Annotated in this window: 19 protein-coding genes; 5 read left to right on the forward strand and 14 right to left on the reverse strand. The window is 55.7% G+C overall.

The genetic code is table 11. The features are described from left to right. Positions 1 to 98: 98 nt before the first annotated feature. The 7 genes from Q4G72_RS06170 to Q4G72_RS06200 all read right to left on the reverse strand — a co-directional run bounded on the left by Q4G72_RS06170 (position 99) and on the right by Q4G72_RS06200 (position 7493). On the reverse strand, positions 99 to 1163 hold the full coding sequence (locus tag Q4G72_RS06170; protein ID WP_303310529.1) for a branched-chain amino acid aminotransferase: 1065 nt from the start codon (positions 1161 to 1163) through the stop codon (positions 99 to 101). 53 nt (positions 1164 to 1216) lie between these two features. Further along, positions 1217 to 1765 (reverse strand): cob(I)yrinic acid a,c-diamide adenosyltransferase, encoded by a 549-nt coding sequence (locus Q4G72_RS06175; protein ID WP_303310530.1) that lies wholly within the window; start codon positions 1763 to 1765, stop codon positions 1217 to 1219. 99 nt (positions 1766 to 1864) lie between these two features. Beyond that, positions 1865 to 2587 (reverse strand): ABC transporter ATP-binding protein, encoded by a 723-nt coding sequence (locus Q4G72_RS06180; protein WP_303310531.1) that lies wholly within the window; start codon positions 2585 to 2587, stop codon positions 1865 to 1867. Between the two features lie 11 nt (positions 2588 to 2598). Then, positions 2599 to 5583, reverse strand: coding sequence for a tetratricopeptide repeat protein (locus tag Q4G72_RS06185; RefSeq protein ID WP_303310532.1), 2985 nt, complete (start codon positions 5581 to 5583; stop codon positions 2599 to 2601). A gap of 78 nt (positions 5584 to 5661) precedes the next feature. Continuing rightward, the gene (gatC, locus tag Q4G72_RS06190) at positions 5662 to 5949 is read right to left on the reverse strand and encodes an Asp-tRNA(Asn)/Glu-tRNA(Gln) amidotransferase subunit GatC (protein ID WP_303310533.1); all 288 of its coding nucleotides are present in this window, start codon (positions 5947 to 5949) and stop codon (positions 5662 to 5664) included. Between the two features lie 28 nt (positions 5950 to 5977). Further along, positions 5978 to 6835, reverse strand: a complete 858-nt coding sequence (locus Q4G72_RS06195) for a lysophospholipid acyltransferase family protein (RefSeq protein WP_303310534.1) — start codon at positions 6833 to 6835, stop codon at positions 5978 to 5980. A gap of 43 nt (positions 6836 to 6878) precedes the next feature. After that, positions 6879 to 7493, reverse strand: coding sequence for an NUDIX domain-containing protein (locus tag Q4G72_RS06200; RefSeq protein WP_303310535.1), 615 nt, complete (start codon positions 7491 to 7493; stop codon positions 6879 to 6881). A 254-nt stretch (positions 7494 to 7747) separates the two neighbouring features. Between Q4G72_RS06200 and Q4G72_RS06205 the strand changes: the two genes are divergently transcribed. Both Q4G72_RS06205 and rnhB read left to right on the forward strand, forming a co-directional pair. After that, entirely contained in the window at positions 7748 to 7987 is a 240-nt protein-coding gene (locus Q4G72_RS06205; protein WP_303310536.1) for a hypothetical protein, read from the forward strand. Between the two features lie 78 nt (positions 7988 to 8065). Beyond that, positions 8066 to 8641: a ribonuclease HII gene (rnhB, locus tag Q4G72_RS06210; protein ID WP_303310537.1), complete on the forward strand. Its 576-nt coding sequence runs from the start codon at positions 8066 to 8068 to the stop codon at positions 8639 to 8641. A 56-nt stretch (positions 8642 to 8697) separates the two neighbouring features. Here the strand turns inward: rnhB and Q4G72_RS06215 are convergent, their stop codons facing one another. From Q4G72_RS06215 to Q4G72_RS06225, 3 genes are read right to left on the reverse strand one after another with little or no spacing between them, the layout of a single operon-like run. Continuing rightward, positions 8698 to 9147 carry a response regulator gene (locus Q4G72_RS06215; protein WP_303310538.1) on the reverse strand — a complete coding sequence of 150 codons (450 nt, stop codon included), beginning with the start codon at positions 9145 to 9147 and terminating at the stop codon, positions 8698 to 8700. 56 nt (positions 9148 to 9203) lie between these two features. After that, complete coding sequence (locus Q4G72_RS06220) at positions 9204 to 10742, reverse strand: sensor histidine kinase (protein ID WP_303310539.1); 1539 nt, start codon at positions 10740 to 10742, stop codon at positions 9204 to 9206. 43 nt (positions 10743 to 10785) lie between these two features. Next, a complete protein-coding gene (locus tag Q4G72_RS06225) occupies positions 10786 to 11151 on the reverse strand; it encodes a CZB domain-containing protein (protein WP_303310540.1) in 366 nt (121 codons plus the stop codon). 252 nt (positions 11152 to 11403) lie between these two features. Here Q4G72_RS06225 and gcvT point away from each other — a divergent pair, with 252 nt between their 5' ends. Further along, entirely contained in the window at positions 11404 to 12510 is a 1107-nt protein-coding gene (gcvT, locus tag Q4G72_RS06230; RefSeq protein ID WP_303310689.1) for a glycine cleavage system aminomethyltransferase GcvT, read from the forward strand. Positions 12511 to 12667: 157 nt separating this feature from the next. Next, complete coding sequence (locus Q4G72_RS06235; RefSeq protein ID WP_303310541.1) at positions 12668 to 13381, forward strand: 2-phosphosulfolactate phosphatase; 714 nt, start codon at positions 12668 to 12670, stop codon at positions 13379 to 13381. 5 nt (positions 13382 to 13386) lie between these two features. Here the strand turns inward: Q4G72_RS06235 and Q4G72_RS06240 are convergent, their stop codons facing one another. Both Q4G72_RS06240 and dtd read right to left on the reverse strand, forming a co-directional pair. Then, a complete protein-coding gene (locus Q4G72_RS06240; protein ID WP_303310542.1) occupies positions 13387 to 13713 on the reverse strand; it encodes a nucleotide pyrophosphohydrolase in 327 nt (108 codons plus the stop codon). An 88-nt stretch (positions 13714 to 13801) separates the two neighbouring features. After that, a complete protein-coding gene (dtd, locus tag Q4G72_RS06245) occupies positions 13802 to 14257 on the reverse strand; it encodes a D-aminoacyl-tRNA deacylase (RefSeq protein WP_303310543.1) in 456 nt (151 codons plus the stop codon). Between the two features lie 60 nt (positions 14258 to 14317). Between dtd and Q4G72_RS06250 the strand changes: the two genes are divergently transcribed. Next, entirely contained in the window at positions 14318 to 15868 is a 1551-nt protein-coding gene (locus Q4G72_RS06250) for a glycosyltransferase family protein (protein ID WP_303310544.1), read from the forward strand. A 4-nt stretch (positions 15869 to 15872) separates the two neighbouring features. Here Q4G72_RS06250 and mltG read toward each other — a convergent pair whose 3' ends face one another. Further along, positions 15873 to 16910 (reverse strand): endolytic transglycosylase MltG, encoded by a 1038-nt coding sequence (gene mltG, locus Q4G72_RS06255; RefSeq protein WP_303310545.1) that lies wholly within the window; start codon positions 16908 to 16910, stop codon positions 15873 to 15875. A 59-nt stretch (positions 16911 to 16969) separates the two neighbouring features. Further along, on the reverse strand, positions 16970 to 18454 hold the full coding sequence (locus tag Q4G72_RS06260) for a helix-turn-helix domain-containing protein (RefSeq protein ID WP_303310546.1): 1485 nt from the start codon (positions 18452 to 18454) through the stop codon (positions 16970 to 16972). Positions 18455 to 18661: the final 207 nt, after the last annotated feature.

Genomic DNA, 18661 nt, shown 5'->3' on the forward strand with positions numbered 1-18661 from the left:
GAGTAAAATGAGTAATGTGTTTGGCAAATGTACTAAACCATAACGCCCGCAACCGGCAAAAGCCAGCTGCGGGCGTTTAAGCTCTTGGCGAAGGGGAATTATACCTGTACCATCCAGCCGTGCGTATCCGGGGCAGTGCCGGTACGGATAGCATCCAGCTCAGCGGCTACCCGCTTGGAGAAGGAGGCCGCTGTAGTAGCCGGAAGCGTATAATCCTGCCCATGCTGCCCAATAACGCTAATAGGTGCAATGGTAGCGGCTGTGCCTACCCCAAAGGCTTCCTGCAGCGTGCCGTTCGTATGCGCCTCCAGCACTTCGCGCGCCGATACTTTGCGCTCTTCAACGGGCATATCCCAGTCATGGGCTAACTGCAGAACGCTACGGCGGGTAATACCATCCAGGATGGAGCTGCTCAGCGCTGGCGTAATAAGCCGGCCATCAATCACAAACATGGCATTCATGGTGCCGGATTCTTCCACGTAGCGGTGCTCAGAAGCATCCGTCCAGATAAGCTGGTTGTAGCCCTCCTGCTGTGCCAGTTTAGTGGGATACATAGCAGCACCATAGTTTCCGGCATTCTTGGCATAGCCAGCACCGCCCTCGGCCGAGCGCACGTATTTCTCTTCAAAACGTACCCGTAGTGGCTTGTTATAGAAGGCCGCCACCGGGCAGGTAATAATCATGAAGCGGTAGCTATCCGATGGGCGCACCCCTAACATGCCATCCGTAGCAAACATGAACGGACGGATGTAAAGAGCTGTGCCAGCTACATTGGGTACCCAACCTGCATCCAAACGAATCAACTGCGTAAGGCCCTGCATAAACAGCTCCTCCGGCAGGGTTGGCATGCACATGCGCTCCGCCGAAGCATTCAGTCTGTGCAGATTATCATAGGGGCGAAATAACGCAATGTCCCCCTGCTCGTTTTTGTAGGCTTTCATGCCTTCAAAAATGGACTGACCATAGTGTAGGGCCGAGTTGGCTGGACTCACGGTCATGTCGCCGTAAGGAACAATTTGAGGCTCCTGCCACTCACCATTGCTAAAATCAACCACAAACATATGGTCGGAAAATACTTTGCCGAATTCCAGGTGGTCGAGGTCCAGTTCCGGCAGACGCGAGGCAGAAGTGCGCTGCGTCCGGATGGTGAGGGTGTCAAGCATACAAGTGGTGGTAAAAACGGGTGGGTGGGGAATACTGTATCTAACGGAAGATGTCAGAGGCGGGGTTTCCAGGTGACTTCTTCGGCCTGCAGTTCATGCGCCATAGTGCGGCTAAGCACAAACAGGTAATCAGAAAGGCGGTTGAGGTAAATAGCTACCAAGTCGGCCACAAAGGAATCTTCGCGCAGGGCTACTACCAAACGCTCAGCGCGGCGGCACACGCAGCGGGCCACGTGGGCAAATGACACGGCCTGATGGCCCCCAGGCAGGATAAACTCGCGCAATTCAGGCAGCGCTTCGTTCATACGGTCCATTTCCTGCTCCAGCAGGGTAATATCTTCCGCACGCAGGTCCGGGATTTTCATCCGGGACTTCTCCGGATCTGCCGCCAGTGAGGAGCCAATAGTGAACAGCCGGTCCTGAATTTCCTTTAGCAGGTCGCGGCGGCCTGCATTCACTTCCTGGTCGCGCACCAGCCCTATATACGAGTTTACTTCATCTACCGTGCCGTAGCATTCAATCCGAAGACTGGATTTGGGTACCCGGGTACCGCCGATCAAAGAAGTAAGGCCTTGGTCGCCGGTCTTGGTATATATTTTCATGCAGGGAGAGAAGGTCGATGCCCTATAAACAGGACGCTATTCTTCTGGTTGCAGCAATACGTGAAGAAAGATGCTACTGCCAGTAAATCAGTAAACTAATTATTGAGCAGAGAAATGATGATGCGACGCCACATTTAAGTTCGGCTGGTCGCTTTCTACCAAGCCGTCGCGCAGGCGTACTACCCGGTGGGCATAATGCGCAATATCTTCTTCGTGAGTTACCATAATAATGGTATTACCCTTTACGTACAGGGCCTCGAACAGCTCCATGATTTCGTAGCTGGTCTTGCTATCGAGGTTACCGGTAGGCTCGTCGGCCAGAATAATACTGGGGTCATTTACCAGGGCGCGGGCAATGGCTACGCGCTGGCGCTGACCACCGGATAGCTCATTGGGGCGGTGCTTGGCGCGGGTTTCCAGGCCCACACTGCGCAAAGCATCCATAGCCTTTTCCTGCCGCTCTGATTTGCTGTAACCGGCATAAATCAGCGGAAGGGCCACATTATCGAGGGCCGAGGCGCGGGGTAGCAGGTTGAAAGTTTGAAAAACAAACCCAATTTCCTTGTTGCGCACTTCTGCCAGCTGATTATCACTCATGTGGCTGACATCTTTCCCATTGAGAATATACCGCCCGCCGGAAGGAGTATCCAGGCAGCCAATAATATTCATAAGGGTGGACTTTCCCGAGCCGGAAGGGCCCATGAATGCCACATATTCGCCCCGCTGAATGGTAATCGTGACGGAGCGAAGGGCATGAATACGCTCGGTGCCCATCTGGTACACCTTCGATATGTCGTGCGTTTCAATAACTGGAGTCAACATATGCAAAGGGGCTAGTGCCAGGGGGCAGGAGCTGGTGCAAGGGCAACCCGCCGACGGTTATACTGTGTATGAAAGGTAATATATTCTGCGGGTGAAAGCAATGCCCGTAGCTTGGCCAATGGCGCTGTGGTATAATCCGGTAAGCCGGCCTCTAATGCAGCCAGAATATAGGATTTTAGAACCGGAACAGACTCTGGATTATACTCCAGGCCGCGCAATAATACATTATATACCTGCTGCGGCTGCTTCTGCTCAGTAAAATGGCGAGCGGCAGCCAGTGCTGCCTCTTCCAGATAAGGTGCTTGCTGCATCAGCTGCTGATACAGCCGACTGGCCTGGGTAGGAGAGGCAGCCGTAGCAGCCCGAAAATAGAGCCGGTAGGCTTGTTCTGGAGTCGCAAAGTACCCTTGTGCCAGTAGCTGGCGCAAAACTTCCGTCTGGCCAGTAAGTAGGGCATACTGGCCACGTAGCGCATTCCAGCGGGAGGCAACTTCAGTACGAGTTCCTATTGTAGGGGCGTAGGCTTTAAGCAACGGAGCTACTTCTGTGGGCTGATGTGCCCGCAAAGCCGCCAGGGCCTGCGCAAACGCCCCTGCCTGCCGCAGATTCTCGGTACGAATTGATTGAAACAGCAGGGTGCGTTGAGCCGGCGTGAGCTGGCTTCCCAGCAATGCCAGATAAGTAACTTTAGCAGAATCAGCTGATGAGGTTGCTACGGCTTCCGCGGACGTTGCCCGAAGTAGTGTGAGTAATTGCAGGGCCTGGGCAGCGGTAGGATTGTCGGCCAGAGCTACGGCTGTGGTAGCTGCGCGGCGAGCAGAATCTGGCTGGCTGGCTAGCGCCAATGCATAAGCACGGGCCAGAGCCGCATTATTCTGGCCCAACTGCTGAGCCTGCTCAAAATGACGGGCAGCCGTAGAAGCAGCACCCTGCTCCAGTAGCCATAACCCCAGCAAGTGTTGATAATAAGCGGCACTGGGGCTTTGCGCCGCAGTAAGTGGCAGCAGCGTGTTCTGCGCGGCTACTAAATGGCCGCCATAATACTGTGTGAGAGCCCGCAGAAAGATTACCTGTTCCACATACGCATCGTTACCAGCATATTTCAGCAAGTTAGCCAAGGCCGGAAGCAAGGTGGTGTCGCGGCGAGAGGCGCGCAACAGGCCTTCATGATAAAGCCGGGTGAAAGCGGGCAAGGCTAGCACCGTATCAGCAGGTGGGCCAGGTAAAGTGACCGTACGCGGGTGGTGCAGTGCTGCCAGCAGCAAAGCATTGCTCTGCCAGGCGTCGGTTGGGGAAGAGGGGGCTTGGCGGGTAAGCGCCACAGCAGCGGGCCATTGATGCTGCTGGATAAGGAAAGCCAGGCGGTTGCTTTGCACCACCGCATTGCCACCATCCAGTGCGGTGGCCCGCTGCTGATAAATGGTCACCGAATCAGTCAGGGATGAGCGGGTGTATAGCTGGGCTAAGTCACTATTAAGACGGGCACTACCTGGGGTACTGTGCAGGCCTTCCTGTAGAATTCGTTGGCGGTCAAAAAAATCCTTAGGCTGGTCAAACAACGCTGAAAGCCGCAAAGAAACCTTCTCCGATGCTGCGCGAATAAGGGCGCGACGCAGAGCATTTATCTCATTTTGCCGCTGGCCGCGGGCATGATAAAGAGCTGCACGGCCCAGGCTGGCTTTGTGATTGAAGCGGTCCAGAGCGTCACTCTCTGCATAGTAGCGCTCAGCTAATAAGGCCAGGGCATCGGTAGTAGGCTGCTGCTCACTTTGGTAGCGGGTAAGGTCACCTAAATGATTGTAATAGCCAGCCTGCGCCTGGTTATATAGGAACAGATTATTGCGTAACAGCACCCCAACTATGCCTACCAGGCCAATAATGAGCGCAGCGTACAGCGGAAAGCGGCGAGGCTCAAACACTACCCGGTATACCCGCAGACGCTGCCGGATAAGCGGCGCAAAATTCAGCAGTACATACAGCAAAAACGCCGCGCCCATCAGCAGGAACGCCAAGACAGTGAAGTCGCGGGCTGCCGTAAGCAGCGGGTCGTTGGCGGTGCCAAAGGCATAGCCTAGGGAGGCGAGGGCAAAAGCTACCAACGTGCCGTAGAGCAGTGCCGCCCCAGGCCAGTAGCTTATCACGCTTCCATAACTGGCTGCCCGTTGGCGCAGGCCTAAGGCCCCTACCAGAATGGCCGTCAGCAGGAAGATAAATGGCTCCAGGTGTAGGCCGGGTAAAACTTCTACTTGCCCATCAGAAAAGAAGTAGAGGGCCAGAATACCCAGGTACAGCGCACTGGTAAGCAGAAAAGGGAGCAGGCCAAACCGGCTACCGGGGTTTTCGGCCTGAGTATTTAGCCAGAGCAGGCCCCGGATATTTTCAAAACCTACCCACAGAACCAGCAGCACCAAGGCGGCTATACCGGCTAGCGTACCGTAGCTGGCTAAATGCAAGGCAGTTTGCTCTGCAGAAACGGGGCTGTTTAGAAAGAGGATGCAACCCAGCCCACCTACCAAACCCCCAAACAATAGCAGCCGGTTACCCAGCGAAACAGTTGGCCAAAAGGAATGTAGCGCAAATGCTAAACCGCCTAATACAGCCAGGCTTAGCATCAGGAAATATTGTTCCTGACTATTGAAAACGCCCAGTAAATCGGCGTTGAGCGACATTAGCAGGAAGATAACCAGGGCCATTCCACCGATAAATGCCGGGCGGGCCAGGGTAGTGACCACTGCTACCCAATATGCCAGGCAAAGGCCCAGTCCCGCTACCCAAGCCAAGGCCAGCCAGGGCCGGATAATAGGGCCAATGGACGTGTGGGTTTCGGTAAGCAGGTAGCCATTAGCCCGTACCGGCAGCGTATGCAGCCCTATAGGTACCTGGGCCACCGTTATGGGAACGTCGGTCAGGGCCGGGATGGTAGAAACCGGCACGGTGGCATCGGCACCCGTAGCATATTGCCACAGGGCCCATAGGGCCACGGCGGCTACCAGCAAAAGCAGAGGCCAGAAGGTAGGCCATTGCCACAAGGTGGCAGGCCTTGCCGGCGAAGGGAGAACAGGCGTGGGCACCAGTTACTCGAGTACTTTTGGTACGCGGAAGTAATCGGAATCCTTGCGCGGAGCATTGCGCAGACCCTCGGCGTGAGATACACTGTTCTCCGCCTGATCTGGCCGCAACACGTTTATCTCGTGCGACAAATGAATGAGCGGCTCTACCGAAGTAGTATCAAGCTGACGCAGCTGATCTACCCAGTCCAGGATTTTATTCAGGTCGCCCAGCATTTGCTGCTCTTTGTCGGGCGTAAGCTCCAAGCGGGAGAGGTGAGCTATTTGGCGGAGGGTAGCAAGGTCGGTGCTCAAAACAGAAAGGCGTTAGGGAGAGGCAAAATTACGATTTGTGCAGACTTAACTCTGCATCGGGCCCAATAGGCTCCTGTTGGGGTGCCGGAACGGGGGGCGCCGGCTTAGGTAAACGCAGGTAAGAAGGCTCCGGGATACCAGCCGCCTCAGGCAGAAAGCCGCTGGCAATAGCCTGAAAAGCCTGCTCTGCCAGAGCGGGGGCATCGGCCGCAGTAAGGCCGGTAGTAAGAATTGGCGTGTGCAGCGTAATGCGGAGTGGGGAATAGCGCACCCGCAGCTTGCCGTCCAGATCGGGCAGGAAGCGGTGGTTCAGCGGCATTGAAACCGGTACAATGGGCACTCCGGCGGCAATTGCCAGCTGAAAGGCGCCGTTTTTGAACGGCAGCATTTCCTGGCCGGGCTTTTTGGAAATAGTGCCTTCGGGAAAAATCACCACGGAGCGGCCTTCTTCCAGGCTTTTGCGGGCCTGAATAATGGACCGTGCCCGGCTCACAGCACTTTCCCGGTTTACAGTGATATACACGCGCCCAAACAAAGGGCCCCACAGCGGTACTTTGGCCAGGGCGCTTTTGCCCATAATATTGAGATATCCGGGAATGGCCTTAAACAGCAGGGGAATATCAATGTAAGAACTGTGGTTGGCCACATACACGCAGGGCTGCGAGGCTGGTAGCGGATTCTCGCGCACTACTTCCACCGGCATACCCCACATACGCATGGAGAAGATCGACCAGCCCCGGTTAAAGCTATGCAGGTACCGGTACCAGGACGGGCGCTGACCCAACACCCACTGCGCCGGATACGTGACTACAAAGGGAAGTACAAACCAGAAGGTGCTCCAGGTAGTATATATCCGGTGTGTGAGAAAACGCAGTAGATTACGCATATGCTAAGAAAACAAAGTGCTTACATATACTGGTGGGTGGTAGCTAAACTGCAATACCCCCGGAAATAGTTGCGGCCGCCTGCGCCCGACTTTGTAATACTCGTTCTGCCTTAAGCAGGCCCGCTACACTGATGGCATCCGTAATTCGGTCGTTCATCACCATTTGTACGGCTTCGGCCAGCGGTAATTTCCATAGGTGCAATACTTCGGTTTCCTCAGGAGCTACTGCGCCGGGTGTGAGGTCTTCCGCCAGATAAACAAAGCCTTCTTCATCCGTCACGGAGTTGGAAGTATGTAGTCGGGCAATGCGCGTCCAGCGTCCGGCCGTAAAGCCGGTTTCCTCCTGCAACTCCCGTTGGGCCGATAGAAGAATGTCTTCCTCCACCGGACCGCCGCCCATGGGAATTTCCCAGCTATACTCATTCAGTGGATAACGGAACTGGCCTACCAGCCAGGTATTGCCTTCCGCATCAATGGGGACAATTCCGAGGGCCTTGTTCTTCATGGATACCACCCCGTAAATACTTGGGCTTCCTCCCGGATTTATTACCTGGTCTTCGCGCACCCGAATCCAGGGATTCTGGTACATGATTTCCGTGGACAGCACTTGCCAGGGGTTGTGCGTTTCGTCGGGAGCTGGATAAGAAGAGGAATGCATAACAGATTGGGATAGTGCCAACGTTGTAAAGGTACGGCAGGATTAGGGCAAGCACCAGCGCTCCGCATAGTTAACATAATTATGGCCGCTGGTAGGTGTGTTTTCCGCTCCCAAGCGTGAAAAGCCGCTTTTTAGGTGAATTTGTTGTTAGCAGGAGCAGCCCCCTGGTGGCATAGTAGCCTAACCTCCCGGTTTGCGTTGCCGTACCAGAACAATGGCTGGCCGTCCACATTCCGGCCGCTTTTTTTGCATCTATGGCCAATCAGTCTAAAAAGCCGGCAGCACCAGAAGCCGGCGACCCACTCTTCAACCTGAAGCATGCGCAGGTAGAAGCTGCGCTGTCTGAACAAAACGGTGGGCTAGGGCCCACTACCAACGTATACATCAGTACCGATGAAGACGAGGCCTTAGATGAAGGGCCACGGGATAAGCAAGGCAACCGCCGGGGCGAACCGGGCACTGACGAGATAGGCAGCACCGCTGGCCGACATTAACCACTTACGATCAAACGAAAAAGCCTCCCTGTGTTCTGACTACACAGGGAGGCTTTTTCATGGTTACCTTTGCGGGCTATGCTACTAGTGACGCACACAGGGCACCCCCACGAAGCGGGGCTGGATGAGGCTGGCCGGGGCTGCCTGGCCGGGCCCGTATTTGCGGCCGCCGTTATTCTGCCATCTGATTTTAGTTGCACCTACCTCAACGACTCCAAGCAGATGACCGCCCGGCGCCGGGAGCAGGCCCGCACTGAAATATGTGGGCATGCGGTGGCCTGGGCCGTAGCCGAAGCCTCTCCGGAGGAAATTGCAGCCATCAATATTGCACAGGCCAGCTATCTGGCTATGCACCGCGCTGTAGCGTTGCTGGCCGTTACACCCGCGCATCTGTTAGTGGATGGCAACCGGTTTCGGCCATATTTCGGCATAGAGCACAGCCTGCATATTGGCGGCGATGCTACGTTTCAAAGTATTGCCGCTGCTTCGGTACTGGCCAAAACCTTCCGCGACGAGCGAATGCAGCAGCTGGCAAAGCAGTATCCGCAATATGGTTGGGAGCAAAACGCTGGTTACCCCACACCCCGGCACCGGGCTGCAATTCGGGAATACGGGCCTACTGAGCACCACCGTATGGGCTTCCGGCTGCTGTAGCTTAGCTCTGGTTGCGCCATGAACTGTGGCCCACCTTTAAGAATGCTCTGCTGGAACTATCTTCTCTCCTTGAGCTGCAGCAGGTCCAGAAACAAACTAAAGCCATCTACCGTGGAGCCGCCTTCCCCAAACTTATCAAAGTTGAGGGGCTTGATGATGTAGCCGCTTACGGCCAGGTCACGGGCTTTGAGACGGTCGGTTTCCAGGTCGGAGGTGGTCATGATAAACACGTTCAAGCCTACAAACTCAGGGTCGGAACGCAGAATATCCAGCAGTTCCAGACCATTCAGCTTGGGCATGTTAATGTCGAGCATTACCACGCTAGGTTTCGAAATCTTCTCCTGCCCGTTTTCGCCCCGCAGCTGGTTCAGTGCTTCGCGGCCATTGCGGGCTATATGTAATGGTACGTCAACGGCATGTTTGCGCAGCTCCCGCTGCACATTCATGATATCCATTTGGTCGTCTTCAACTAGCAGAATACTGGGCTCAGCGGCAAATGTTGACATAGCGAGAGAAAACGCAATAGGGCGGGGTGGGAAAATAGATTTCGACGACTATACGGCTAGCGAGGAATAATGGCTGAAGCAAAGCTAGGCGCGGGTTCAGGCCCCAGTGTGTGCGGCTTGGGCCAGGTAAACGTAAAGGCCGCACCCTTACCCTCTTCCGACTCCACGCGGATGGTGCCGCCCTGGCGCTCCACCAACTTTTTTACAATGGCCAAGCCTACGCCGGTACTCTCCAACGTGTCTCGCTCGGTCAGGGTCTGGAAGATGACGAAGATCCGCTCATGGTAGGCCGGCGCAATGCCCGGGCCGTTGTCTTTCACCGTAAACGTATAAAACTGGCGGTCTTCGCTGAAGCGAATACTTACGGTGCCCTGCTCCGGTTGGTGGTGGTACTTAAAGGAGTTGCTGAGCAGGTTCGCAAATACCTGCTGTAGCTCTACCCGGGAAGTGGTAATAGTAGGCAGGTAGGCTGGTAGCTTCAACTGGAACCCTTCCGGCGCACTGAGCATATCCATCGTTTCGGTCAGCAGTTCGCGCACGTTCACCCGTTCCTCGGCCTGAGGCGTGCGGCCTACCCGGGCCAGCTCCAGAATACCACTGATAAGGTTTTCCATGCGGTGCACCCGGGTACGCATCAGCAGCAAAAACTCCTGAATATGCGTGGGCAGTTCCTGCCCCATATCCTCTTCTATCCAGCGGGTAGCGCTTTCAATACCCCGAAGCGGGGCCTTCAGGTCATGAGATACCACGTAGGCAAACTGGTCGAGCTCCAGATTGCGGCCTTCCAGCTGCGTCACGGTGGTATTAATGGTGTTAGACATAACGTTGAGCGAGGAAGCCAGCTCGCTCATTTCATCATGCTCCGTATCCATAATGCGGGTGGTATAGTCGCCGCCGGCAATGCGCGTGGCCAGGGATACCATAGAGGAGATGCGCCGGGCAATAAGGCGGGTGATATAGGTGGCCCAGAGCAGACCCAGAATAAAGGCCAGCAGGGTAATAATGATGGAAAGCAGGCGCGTCTGGTTCACGCTTTGGGCCAGCTTTTCGCGCAGTTCAATGCGGGCCTCATCCTCACTCATTTCAAAACCCCGAAACAGCGTGCGAATTTCGTCGGTGATTTTCTTGCCCGAGAGGTCTTCCATCAGTCCCCGGTGCTCCACCCGAGTCAGGCCGGTTTGCTCAGGAATCCGGCGTAACACGGCGCGCTTTTCACTTATCAGCAGGTGCGAATAATCGGACCACTGGTGGTATAGCCGCTCAGCGCGCTGAATGCGGGCATATTGCGGGCTGGCCGGGTCCAGCAACTGCTTCATGTGCGCAAACCGGTCAATCAGCTTCCGTTCACTCTGGTAGTAGGGGGTCAGAATGGTTTCATTGCCTACCAGCATAAATCCGTAAAAGCCGGATTCCATATCTATAATGTTGCGCACCAGGGAGGTGGCATCAGAAGTAATGCGCTGCGACTGTTCTACGCGCTCCAGGTTGCGCAATACCTTGCGGGAAAGCTGGTAGTTAACGGCCACTACGGCTGCAAACAGAATCAGAATGGCCAGAAAACCAGCAAAGAGCTTGGTGGCGAGGTTTAACTTCATGCACGGGCAAGCAACGCAGCAGGCCCCTGTAGCCTGGCGTAGATTAGGCGCCGTTACGCAGCTTTTGCTGCATGGTTTGGAGTAGGGTTACAATTTTATCCGAAAGCTGCTCGATTTCGACAAAACGTGCCAGCGCTTCCTCCGGGCGCCCGGCCAGCTTCAGATCCATTAAGCGGTTGGCTACCTGATGAATCAGCCGATGCTGGTGGTCCAGCTCCTGGGTTTCGCGCAGCTGTCCATACACCGGTAGGCCGTGGTTGCGGATCCACTGGCCCAGTAAGCAGACTTCGGGGTCCCGAATGGGTGCCTCATCCGTATCAGAACCATGCAGGAAAGAGCGCAGCTTCGATTTGAAAAGCAGGTGCTTAACGGTAGCCGTTTCAAAATCCTGTTTCAGTTCGTTGCTCATAGGGGAAGATATACGCTGGCTGATCTGTAACGAAGGAGAAAAAAGGCCACCAGAACAATGGCTAACACAGCGTCGAAAAGCGCGACCCAGGCTCAACCGGCGGGCAGGCGTAGTAGCTGGCCACCGGGCCACAAAGATAATGCCTTCTCTCAAAAGCATTCCGGCCCACTACTTTTGGCTAATTTCGCTCCCGCTTTTGCCGGCCCGCCGGCTACCTCCCTCGATTCCTCACCCACCTTCTTCTTACCCCGAATGGCCGAAGATCTGAAAACCGTTGCTTTAAATGATGTGCACCAGCAGTTGGGCGCGAAAATGGTGCCCTTTGCCGGCTACAATATGCCCGTGCGCTACTCTTCTGATCTTGAGGAGCACCACACGGTGCGCCGCGCCGTAGGCATTTTTGATGTATCGCACATGGGCGAGTTTCGGGTGCACGGTCCGCAGGCACTGGACCTTATTCAGCGCGTGACCAGCAACGATGCCAGCAAGCTCACGCCCGGCAAAGCACAATATTCCTGCCTGCCCAACAACGAAGGCGGTATTGTAGACGACCTGCTGGTGTATAAGCTGGCCGAAGAAGACTACCTGCTGGTGGTAAACGCTTCCAATATCAGCAAAGACTGGAACTGGATTCAGCAGCACAACACCAAAGGCGCCGAGATGGAAAACCTCTCGGACGAGCTGAGCCTGTTTGCCGTGCAGGGCCCCAAAGCCATTGCCGCCCTGCAGTCCCTCACCGACACTGACCTGAGCAGCATTCCATACTACTCCTTCGTGCAGGGCACGTTTGCCGGTGCACCCAATGTCATCATCTCGGCCACCGGCTACACCGGCGCGGGCGGCTTCGAGCTGTACATTCCCAATGAGCACGCCAAGCAGGTGTGGGACAAAATCCTGGAAGCGGGCCTGCCTTACGGCCTGAAGCCCATCGGGCTGGGTGCGCGCGATACGCTGCGCCTGGAAATGGGCTACTGCCTCTACGGCAACGACATCGACGACCAGACCTCTCCCTTGGAAGGCGGCTTGGGCTGGATTACCAAATTCACCAAAGACTTCACCAACTCCGCTGCCCTTAAGCAGCAGAAAGAGCAGGGCGTCTCGCGCAAGCTGGTGGGCTTCCTGATGGACGGTCCCGGCATTCCGCGCAGCCACTATGAGCTGGTGAACGAAGCCGGTGAAAAGGTGGGCGAAGTAACTTCGGGCACCCAGTCTCCCTCGCTCAGCAAAGGCATTGGCCTGGGCTATGTGAAAACCGAGCTGAGTGCCCCCGGTAGCAAAATCTTTGTACAGATTCGCGGCAAAAACCAGCCGGCTACGGTCGTAAAGCTGCCCTTCGTGCCCGGCACGGAAGAGGCGTAATTGAAACTGAAGTAATTATTTGAACGTCATGCCGAGCTTGCCGAGGCATCTCGCGTGCTGATACTGTGATGGTAATTATTACCCTTACAACCAAGCGAGCGAGATGCTTCAGCAAGCTCAGCATGACGTTCTTTTTGTAGTTGATTAAATAAGCATCATGCCCTCCATCGATATTTGCTTTTCGCCTGAGTTGCTGCCTTTGTATGATTTGCGGGGCCGGGTGGCGGTGGTAGTAGATGTTCTGCGCGCCACCTCATCCATTGTCACGGCACTGGCCAACGGTGTTACGCACCTGGTGCCGCTAAGCGAACTGCACGAATGTAAGGCCCTAGCCGCCCAAGGCTATATCACCGCCGCCGAGCGGGATGGAAAACAGGCGGAGGGCGTGGATCTGGGCAACTCGCCTTTCGGTTATCTGGATGGGGTGGTGCCGGTACAGGGGCGGTGCGTGGCTATTACCACCACCAACGGCACGCGTGCCCTGCAGCTTTCCAGTGCGGCCGATGCCGTAGTGGTAGGGGCATTTCTCAACCTGGGAGCGGTAGCTGATTTCCTGCAGCAACAGCAGAAAAATGTAGTAGTGGTGTGTGCCGGCTGGAAAGGCAAGTTCTGCCTGGAAGACACCATCTTTGGCGGTGCTCTGGCTGAGCGCCTATCCGGTTCCTTCGATACTACTAGCTCGGATGCCACCCTGGCGGCGCTGGACCTCTGGCAGGCCGCTCAGCCCGATGTGGCTGCCTACCTGCTTAAATCCGCCCATGTACGCCGCCTCAACAGTCTGGAGTCACACAAGGACATGGAGTTCTGCGTGCGGCAGGATGAGTACAAGGTAGTGCCGCTGTTCCGCGGTGGGCAGATTGTGGTAAACTAGTTGGTTTAGCGCAGCTTTTCGTTTTCCTGATGTCGGGTAGCGTCGCGCTGCGTTTTCTTTTCCAGGTTGCGCTGCAGGGCTTCGGTCAGATTGATGCCGGTCTGGTTGGCCAGACAGATAACCACAAAAAGTACATCCGCCAGCTCATCGGCCAGCACTTTGTCTTTGTCCGATTCTTTGAACGACTGCTCCCCGTACTGCCGGGCAATGATGCGGGCCACTTCGCCTACTTCTTCCGTGAGCATAGCCATGTTGGTCAACTCATTGAAATACCGCACACCGGTGGTCTGAATCCAGGTGTCAACTGTCTTTTGGGCTTCTTCGATGGTCATGTACTAGGATGAATTTGGGGAGGAAGAAAATTTAAAAACCATACTGTCATCCTGCGCCCCGCGCAGGATGACAGTATGGTTTGAGGCTTTACTGATTTGCCGCTGGCGAATCCAGCACAATAGTTACCGGACCATCATTCAGCAGACTTACCTGCATATCGGCCCCAAATTCACCGGTCGGCACAGGCTGATTCAGTAGCTTTTCCAGCATCTGTACAAACTGCTCATATAGCGGAATGGCTATGGGAGGCGGGGCGGCGCCAATGTAGCTGGGGCGGTTGCCTTTGCGGGCATCAGCCAGTAAAGTAAACTGACTGACCACCAGCACCTGTCCTTGTATATCCTGCACGCTGCGGTTCATCTTGCCCTCCTCATCCGAGAAAATACGAAGCTGCACCAGCTTCCGGGCCATCCAGTCCAGGGAACGGGTATCATCGTCGGGCGCGAAACCGGCCAGAACCAGCAAGCCTGGGCCTATTTCGCCGGTTACACGGCCCTCTACCGTTACACTGGCCTGTTGCACCCGCTGAATAACTGCACGCATAAGAAGGAGGGAAGTGGTTTGTTTTGCGTATTTCGTGGGCTGCTAGTAACCTGCCGGTCCATGCCCGACGCGAAAAACGACAAATTCTCCCCGAAAACCTTGCTCTGGTTGCTGCCGGCCTTGCTGCTGCTGGCTGCTATCCGGCTGCACGGCCTGCCGCAGGCCGCCTTCCCCGACTACGACTCGGTACGAAACTGGCAGATTGTGCAGGAAGTAGCCCAGGGTAACCTGCGCAATATCTTTCATCATGCCAGCCCTGGCTTCTACCTGCTGTATGCGCCAGTAGCGGCCCTACAGCCCGATTTTCACTGGTTTCTGTATTTGAATGCGCTACTAGCTGTAGCAGCAGTAGGCCGGCTGGCAGCCTTTGTGGCGCGCTATGCCCACCTGCGTGGCCCCGAAGCTGCCCTGTTAGCGCTGCTCATCGGCACCTGCACTATGCTCACTTTCTCTGGTCGCGACTTCACCATGAGTTCGGCCAGCCTGCTGCTCTTTGGCGAGCTGATGCGGGCCTATTACGAACGGCTGCAGCAGCCCAGCCGGAAAGCCCTAACGCGGGTAGCTGTATGGCTGGCCGTGGGGCTGTGCATCAACTATAAATTCCTGCTGATCTTCCCTATTCTAGGTGCGTTTGAAATACTTCAGGCTGATGGGCTACTGTGGCAGCGCGGCAATGCGTGGCGCGTTATGGCCATTCTGGCGGCACCTTTTCTGGTATTGGGAATAGTAGTGACAGGCCTGACCATTCTGCCCTGGTACCGCTGGCTGGCCACGTACGCCGGTATTCTGTGGCCCTCGGCCATGAACGAAGCAGGTCGCACCGGCAATGTGCGCTTAGATTTATGGTACTACCCGCGCATGCTGATTCAGTTTGAGTCGCCGCTGCTGTGGATGGGATTGTTACTGACACCGGTCGTATTCTGGCAGCAGCTCCGTGCCTGGCGCAAGGAACTCACGCTGCCTATCTATCTGCTGGTTTGGGCCTGGTTATTTATGGGGGGGATGTCCCTAATTCTGAAAGCCCCCCGCGGACTGCTGTTTGCTTATGGCCTGTTTGCAGCTCTTGGCTTTTTGTCCCTGCAGCAGCTACTGAATACTGCTATAATTCAGCAGCGGCTGAGCGTACCCATACGCGCCAGCATATTGGTAGTGTTTTCTCTGCTGATTATTGGCGGAAACCTGCTGCGCATTCAACACTACATTTACCGCTACACCGCCACAAGCTATGACCAGGTAGCACAATGGCTACAGAGCCACGGCCAGCAACAGGTGGCCAGCACAGTGAGTAATGCCCTGCTGCCTTTTGCGGCGCCAGCCGGTATCAGCGTGCAGGTCATCAGTAATGACAACCAACTGCCGGCATTACAGGCTGCTGGCGTGCAATATGTGGTGTTGGATGGCTACCGGCTGGTAACCGGAATCAACCAGTTTCCATCACTTGAAAAGCTGCCGGCAGAAGCTGAGTTTACCGAGCCGCTATTGCTTTCCCCACTGCTTTTTCTGGAGCACTCAGAGTTTACTGGTCTGGGCTATGAGGAAACGCTACTGCGTAGAGAAGAAGCCCTGAAAAGGGGCACATCGTTGCGCATTGTGCGCATTCCCAGACTTTAGCCCGTTAGCGCAGAATCCGGAGGCTATCGAGCATGTGCTGGTAGCGGCGGGCATTTTGCTTATGCTGCGCGAAGGTTTCGGCGAAATCAGAAAAGCCGCTGCGGTCGGGGCGGGCGCAGAAGAACAGGTAACGGTGGGCAGTGGGCTTCAGCACGGCATCCAGGCTCTGGCGGTTGGCGGAAGTGATAGGGCCGGGCGGCAGGCCTTTGTGCTTGTAGGTGTTGTAGGGAGAGTCTACCAGCTTATCCTTATTCAGCACACGCTTCACCCCAAAATTACCGATGGCCCAAAGCAGGGTAGGATCAGCCTGCAGGCGCATGCTCCGGCGCAGGCGGTTGAGGTATACGCCGGCAATGACGGGCTTGTCTTCCTTCTTGGCCGTTTCGCGCTGCACAATGCTCGCTAGCACATGCACCTGCACCGGAGACAGGCCCAGAGAGTCGGCCTGCTGCTGGCGGCGCGGCGTCCAGAACCGTCGGTGCGTGGCTGCCGCCGAGTCCAGAAACTGCCGGGCCGAGGTATTCCAGACCAGCCGATAACTGCCCGGCAGAAAAAGCGTCAGAATGGTAGTGGTGTCTAGCTGATAATTCTGCTTCAAAAAGGCATTGTTGGCCAGCAGTTGACGCAAGCTGGCGGAGTCTGCTTCCAGATGGCGACTTATCTGGCGGGCCAGTTGGGGCTTGTATTTGAAGGCATCAAGCTCAAAAGCCAGCGTGTCCTGATGGCCGCTCAGCAGTTTGTCCAGGAGCTGGTCATTGCCCAGCTCCGGCGAGAGCAGGTAGCGCCCGGGCCGTACCTGTATTGGGTACCCCCGGCGCACGGCCAGCCAGCGGAACGTGGCCGTATCCTGCAGCAGTTCCTGCCGCGCCAGGGTATTCAGCACTTCCCGAAAAGTGGCTCCGGTACGGATAAACAGGTAAGCCGGCCCCTCAGGTGAGGGTGTTACGTTAGGCTTCCACCACACGCGCCAGCCCTGGTAGCCCGCCCATGTGCCGACCAGCAGCAACACAGCCAGCAAAATCCATCCGAAACGTCTCAACACAGCCTTCAATACCTCAAGCGTTACTTACTACCTATCTTCAAAGATAAGCCCAAGCCTACTTAGCCGGCATTTACTAAGTTGGAAATGGCTTCGCGCAACTGTTCGCGCCGCTCTCGCCGCTCAATTTCTACGGGGGGAGCCGCCCGCACTTCGCAGTCCGGAATCTGGCACCGCTCGCAGGTTTCGTTTACGCGTTTCTGCGGAATAGCCGGGTCGTCCAGAAAGCGCACTTTGTTGCGCAGGTTATCGTCGCAGAGTAGGCCCACCGTGACGCTTACTGCCGGCTCTACGGCCGTGCCGGCGCGGGCAAGGGTGAGACACAGGTATTCGTCCTCGTTAGGGTAGCGGGAGCGTTGGGCACCAATACTGAAGGCGGGGGCCTGGCGAAGCGCCACACTGCGGCATTCGTGAATCAGGCGCAGGGAAATCCAGCGGCGGCAGTAGTGCTCGTGCAGTTCGTTGCCGTGCGGGTTGTGCAGGCGTGAGAGGTGTAGCTCCTTGGTCAGGACGTAGGGTGCGTTGGCCTTAGCCTGATCAAAACGCAGGAAAAACAGGCTTTGCAGCCCGAAGTGGCGGGGAAGCAGGTTAGTGATGCGCTGCATGAACATCTCCGGCGACACCCCATACTTGGTCAGCAAATCCAGCAGACGGTTCGGGTCCCAGTGGTCGGAGCTGAAGAATTGCTGCACGTCGCGCACCAGGCTATCCTCTTCCATCAGCAGGGCACTGGCAAAGTAAGAGGCCTTGAAGTTGTTCAGTACCTCATCGAAAGAGCGCACCGGGAAGTTGGCATTCACATAGGGGCGCTCTTTCAGGTTGAGGTAGTTAAAGGCCACCTCGCGGCCCAGGACAAACGACTCCTGGGCCCGGGTGAGGCCGGGGCGCAACAGCAGTCGGCTTAGTTTGGGCTGATATACGGAGCGCAGACGGCCTAAAGAACCATAGTCGCCCAAGGTGGTGCGGTCTATGGAATAGCCATATTTTTCTACCAGCACGCGCTCCAGTTGGGTGGTATCAAAGGGCGCAGCAAAGCTCAGCTGCTCTTCTACAATGAAGGTGCGTACGTCCTGCTCCAGCTCCTCAAAGTAGTTGTCATGCATCTCCTGATAGGAGCGCAGCGCAGCCAGAAAAAAGTTTTCCTGGCGCAGCTCATAATTGCGGGCAATTTCGAAGAGCGTGCTGATGAAGGCATTCATCTTAGCCGGCGCATCCGCAATGAGCTCTACAATACGAATGGGCTCCAGCCCGAACATCTCCAGTGGAAACTCTTTTAAAACATCTGACTGAAGCAACTGGGAAATAGGCTCCAGGCGGCGGCTCAGTGTAAGCGAAGTGAGCTGGTCGTAGCTTACGCCCAGCACCTTGCTCATGCTCAGTATTTTATCTGCCTTGGGGTACTTCTTGCCTTTCTCAATCTCATTGAGGTAGGATACCGATACATCACAGGCTCGAGCCAGCTCAGCGGGCGTAAAGCCGCGTTCCTGGCGCAACTCGCGCAGTTTAAGACCAAAAATCAGGCGGACAACCTGGCCGTGACTAAGCATAGGCGGAAGAAAGAGGGGCAGAGGCGACAAAGTACTAACCTGCAAGTAACGCGGATTTTAGAACTCAGCGCTGAATCAGGCAAGAAAAGCCTACAAAATTAACAGGATTTGGCGATTATTTATAATTAGCGAATATTCGCTTGTATGTAAATATTCGCTTTTGTATGTTTGGTCAGGTCCTCAACTGTCTCACCTTCAAACTCCCTG

It is taken from the genome of Hymenobacter sp. BT730 (genome assembly GCF_030542105.1).
Classification (GTDB): Bacteria; Bacteroidota; Bacteroidia; order Cytophagales; family Hymenobacteraceae; genus Hymenobacter.

What these genes read in the sequence shown, in the direction of transcription:
- Q4G72_RS06225 (WP_303310540.1), bottom strand. Translation starts at nt 11,151, where the DNA reads ATGAGCAACGAACTGAAACAGGATTTTGAAACGGCTACCGTTAAGCAC.
- Q4G72_RS06175 (WP_303310530.1), bottom strand. Translation starts at nt 1,765, where the DNA reads ATGAAAATATATACCAAGACCGGCGACCAAGGCCTTACTTCTTTGATC.
- rnhB (WP_303310537.1), top strand. Translation starts at nt 8,066, where the DNA reads ATGCTACTAGTGACGCACACAGGGCACCCCCACGAAGCGGGGCTGGAT.
- Q4G72_RS06180 (WP_303310531.1), bottom strand. Translation starts at nt 2,587, where the DNA reads ATGTTGACTCCAGTTATTGAAACGCACGACATATCGAAGGTGTACCAG.
- Q4G72_RS06205 (WP_303310536.1), top strand. Translation starts at nt 7,748, where the DNA reads ATGGCCAATCAGTCTAAAAAGCCGGCAGCACCAGAAGCCGGCGACCCA.
- Q4G72_RS06200 (WP_303310535.1), bottom strand. Translation starts at nt 7,493, where the DNA reads ATGCATTCCTCTTCTTATCCAGCTCCCGACGAAACGCACAACCCCTGG.
- Q4G72_RS06260 (WP_303310546.1), bottom strand. Translation starts at nt 18,454, where the DNA reads ATGCTTAGTCACGGCCAGGTTGTCCGCCTGATTTTTGGTCTTAAACTG.
- Q4G72_RS06195 (WP_303310534.1), bottom strand. Translation starts at nt 6,835, where the DNA reads ATGCGTAATCTACTGCGTTTTCTCACACACCGGATATATACTACCTGG.
- Q4G72_RS06250 (WP_303310544.1), top strand. Translation starts at nt 14,318, where the DNA reads ATGCCCGACGCGAAAAACGACAAATTCTCCCCGAAAACCTTGCTCTGG.
- Q4G72_RS06240 (WP_303310542.1), bottom strand. Translation starts at nt 13,713, where the DNA reads ATGACCATCGAAGAAGCCCAAAAGACAGTTGACACCTGGATTCAGACC.
- gcvT (WP_303310689.1), top strand. Translation starts at nt 11,404, where the DNA reads ATGGCCGAAGATCTGAAAACCGTTGCTTTAAATGATGTGCACCAGCAG.
- dtd (WP_303310543.1), bottom strand. Translation starts at nt 14,257, where the DNA reads ATGCGTGCAGTTATTCAGCGGGTGCAACAGGCCAGTGTAACGGTAGAG.
- Q4G72_RS06215 (WP_303310538.1), bottom strand. Translation starts at nt 9,147, where the DNA reads ATGTCAACATTTGCCGCTGAGCCCAGTATTCTGCTAGTTGAAGACGAC.
- Q4G72_RS06170 (WP_303310529.1), bottom strand. Translation starts at nt 1,163, where the DNA reads ATGCTTGACACCCTCACCATCCGGACGCAGCGCACTTCTGCCTCGCGT.
- Q4G72_RS06220 (WP_303310539.1), bottom strand. Translation starts at nt 10,742, where the DNA reads ATGAAGTTAAACCTCGCCACCAAGCTCTTTGCTGGTTTTCTGGCCATT.
- Q4G72_RS06235 (WP_303310541.1), top strand. Translation starts at nt 12,668, where the DNA reads ATGCCCTCCATCGATATTTGCTTTTCGCCTGAGTTGCTGCCTTTGTAT.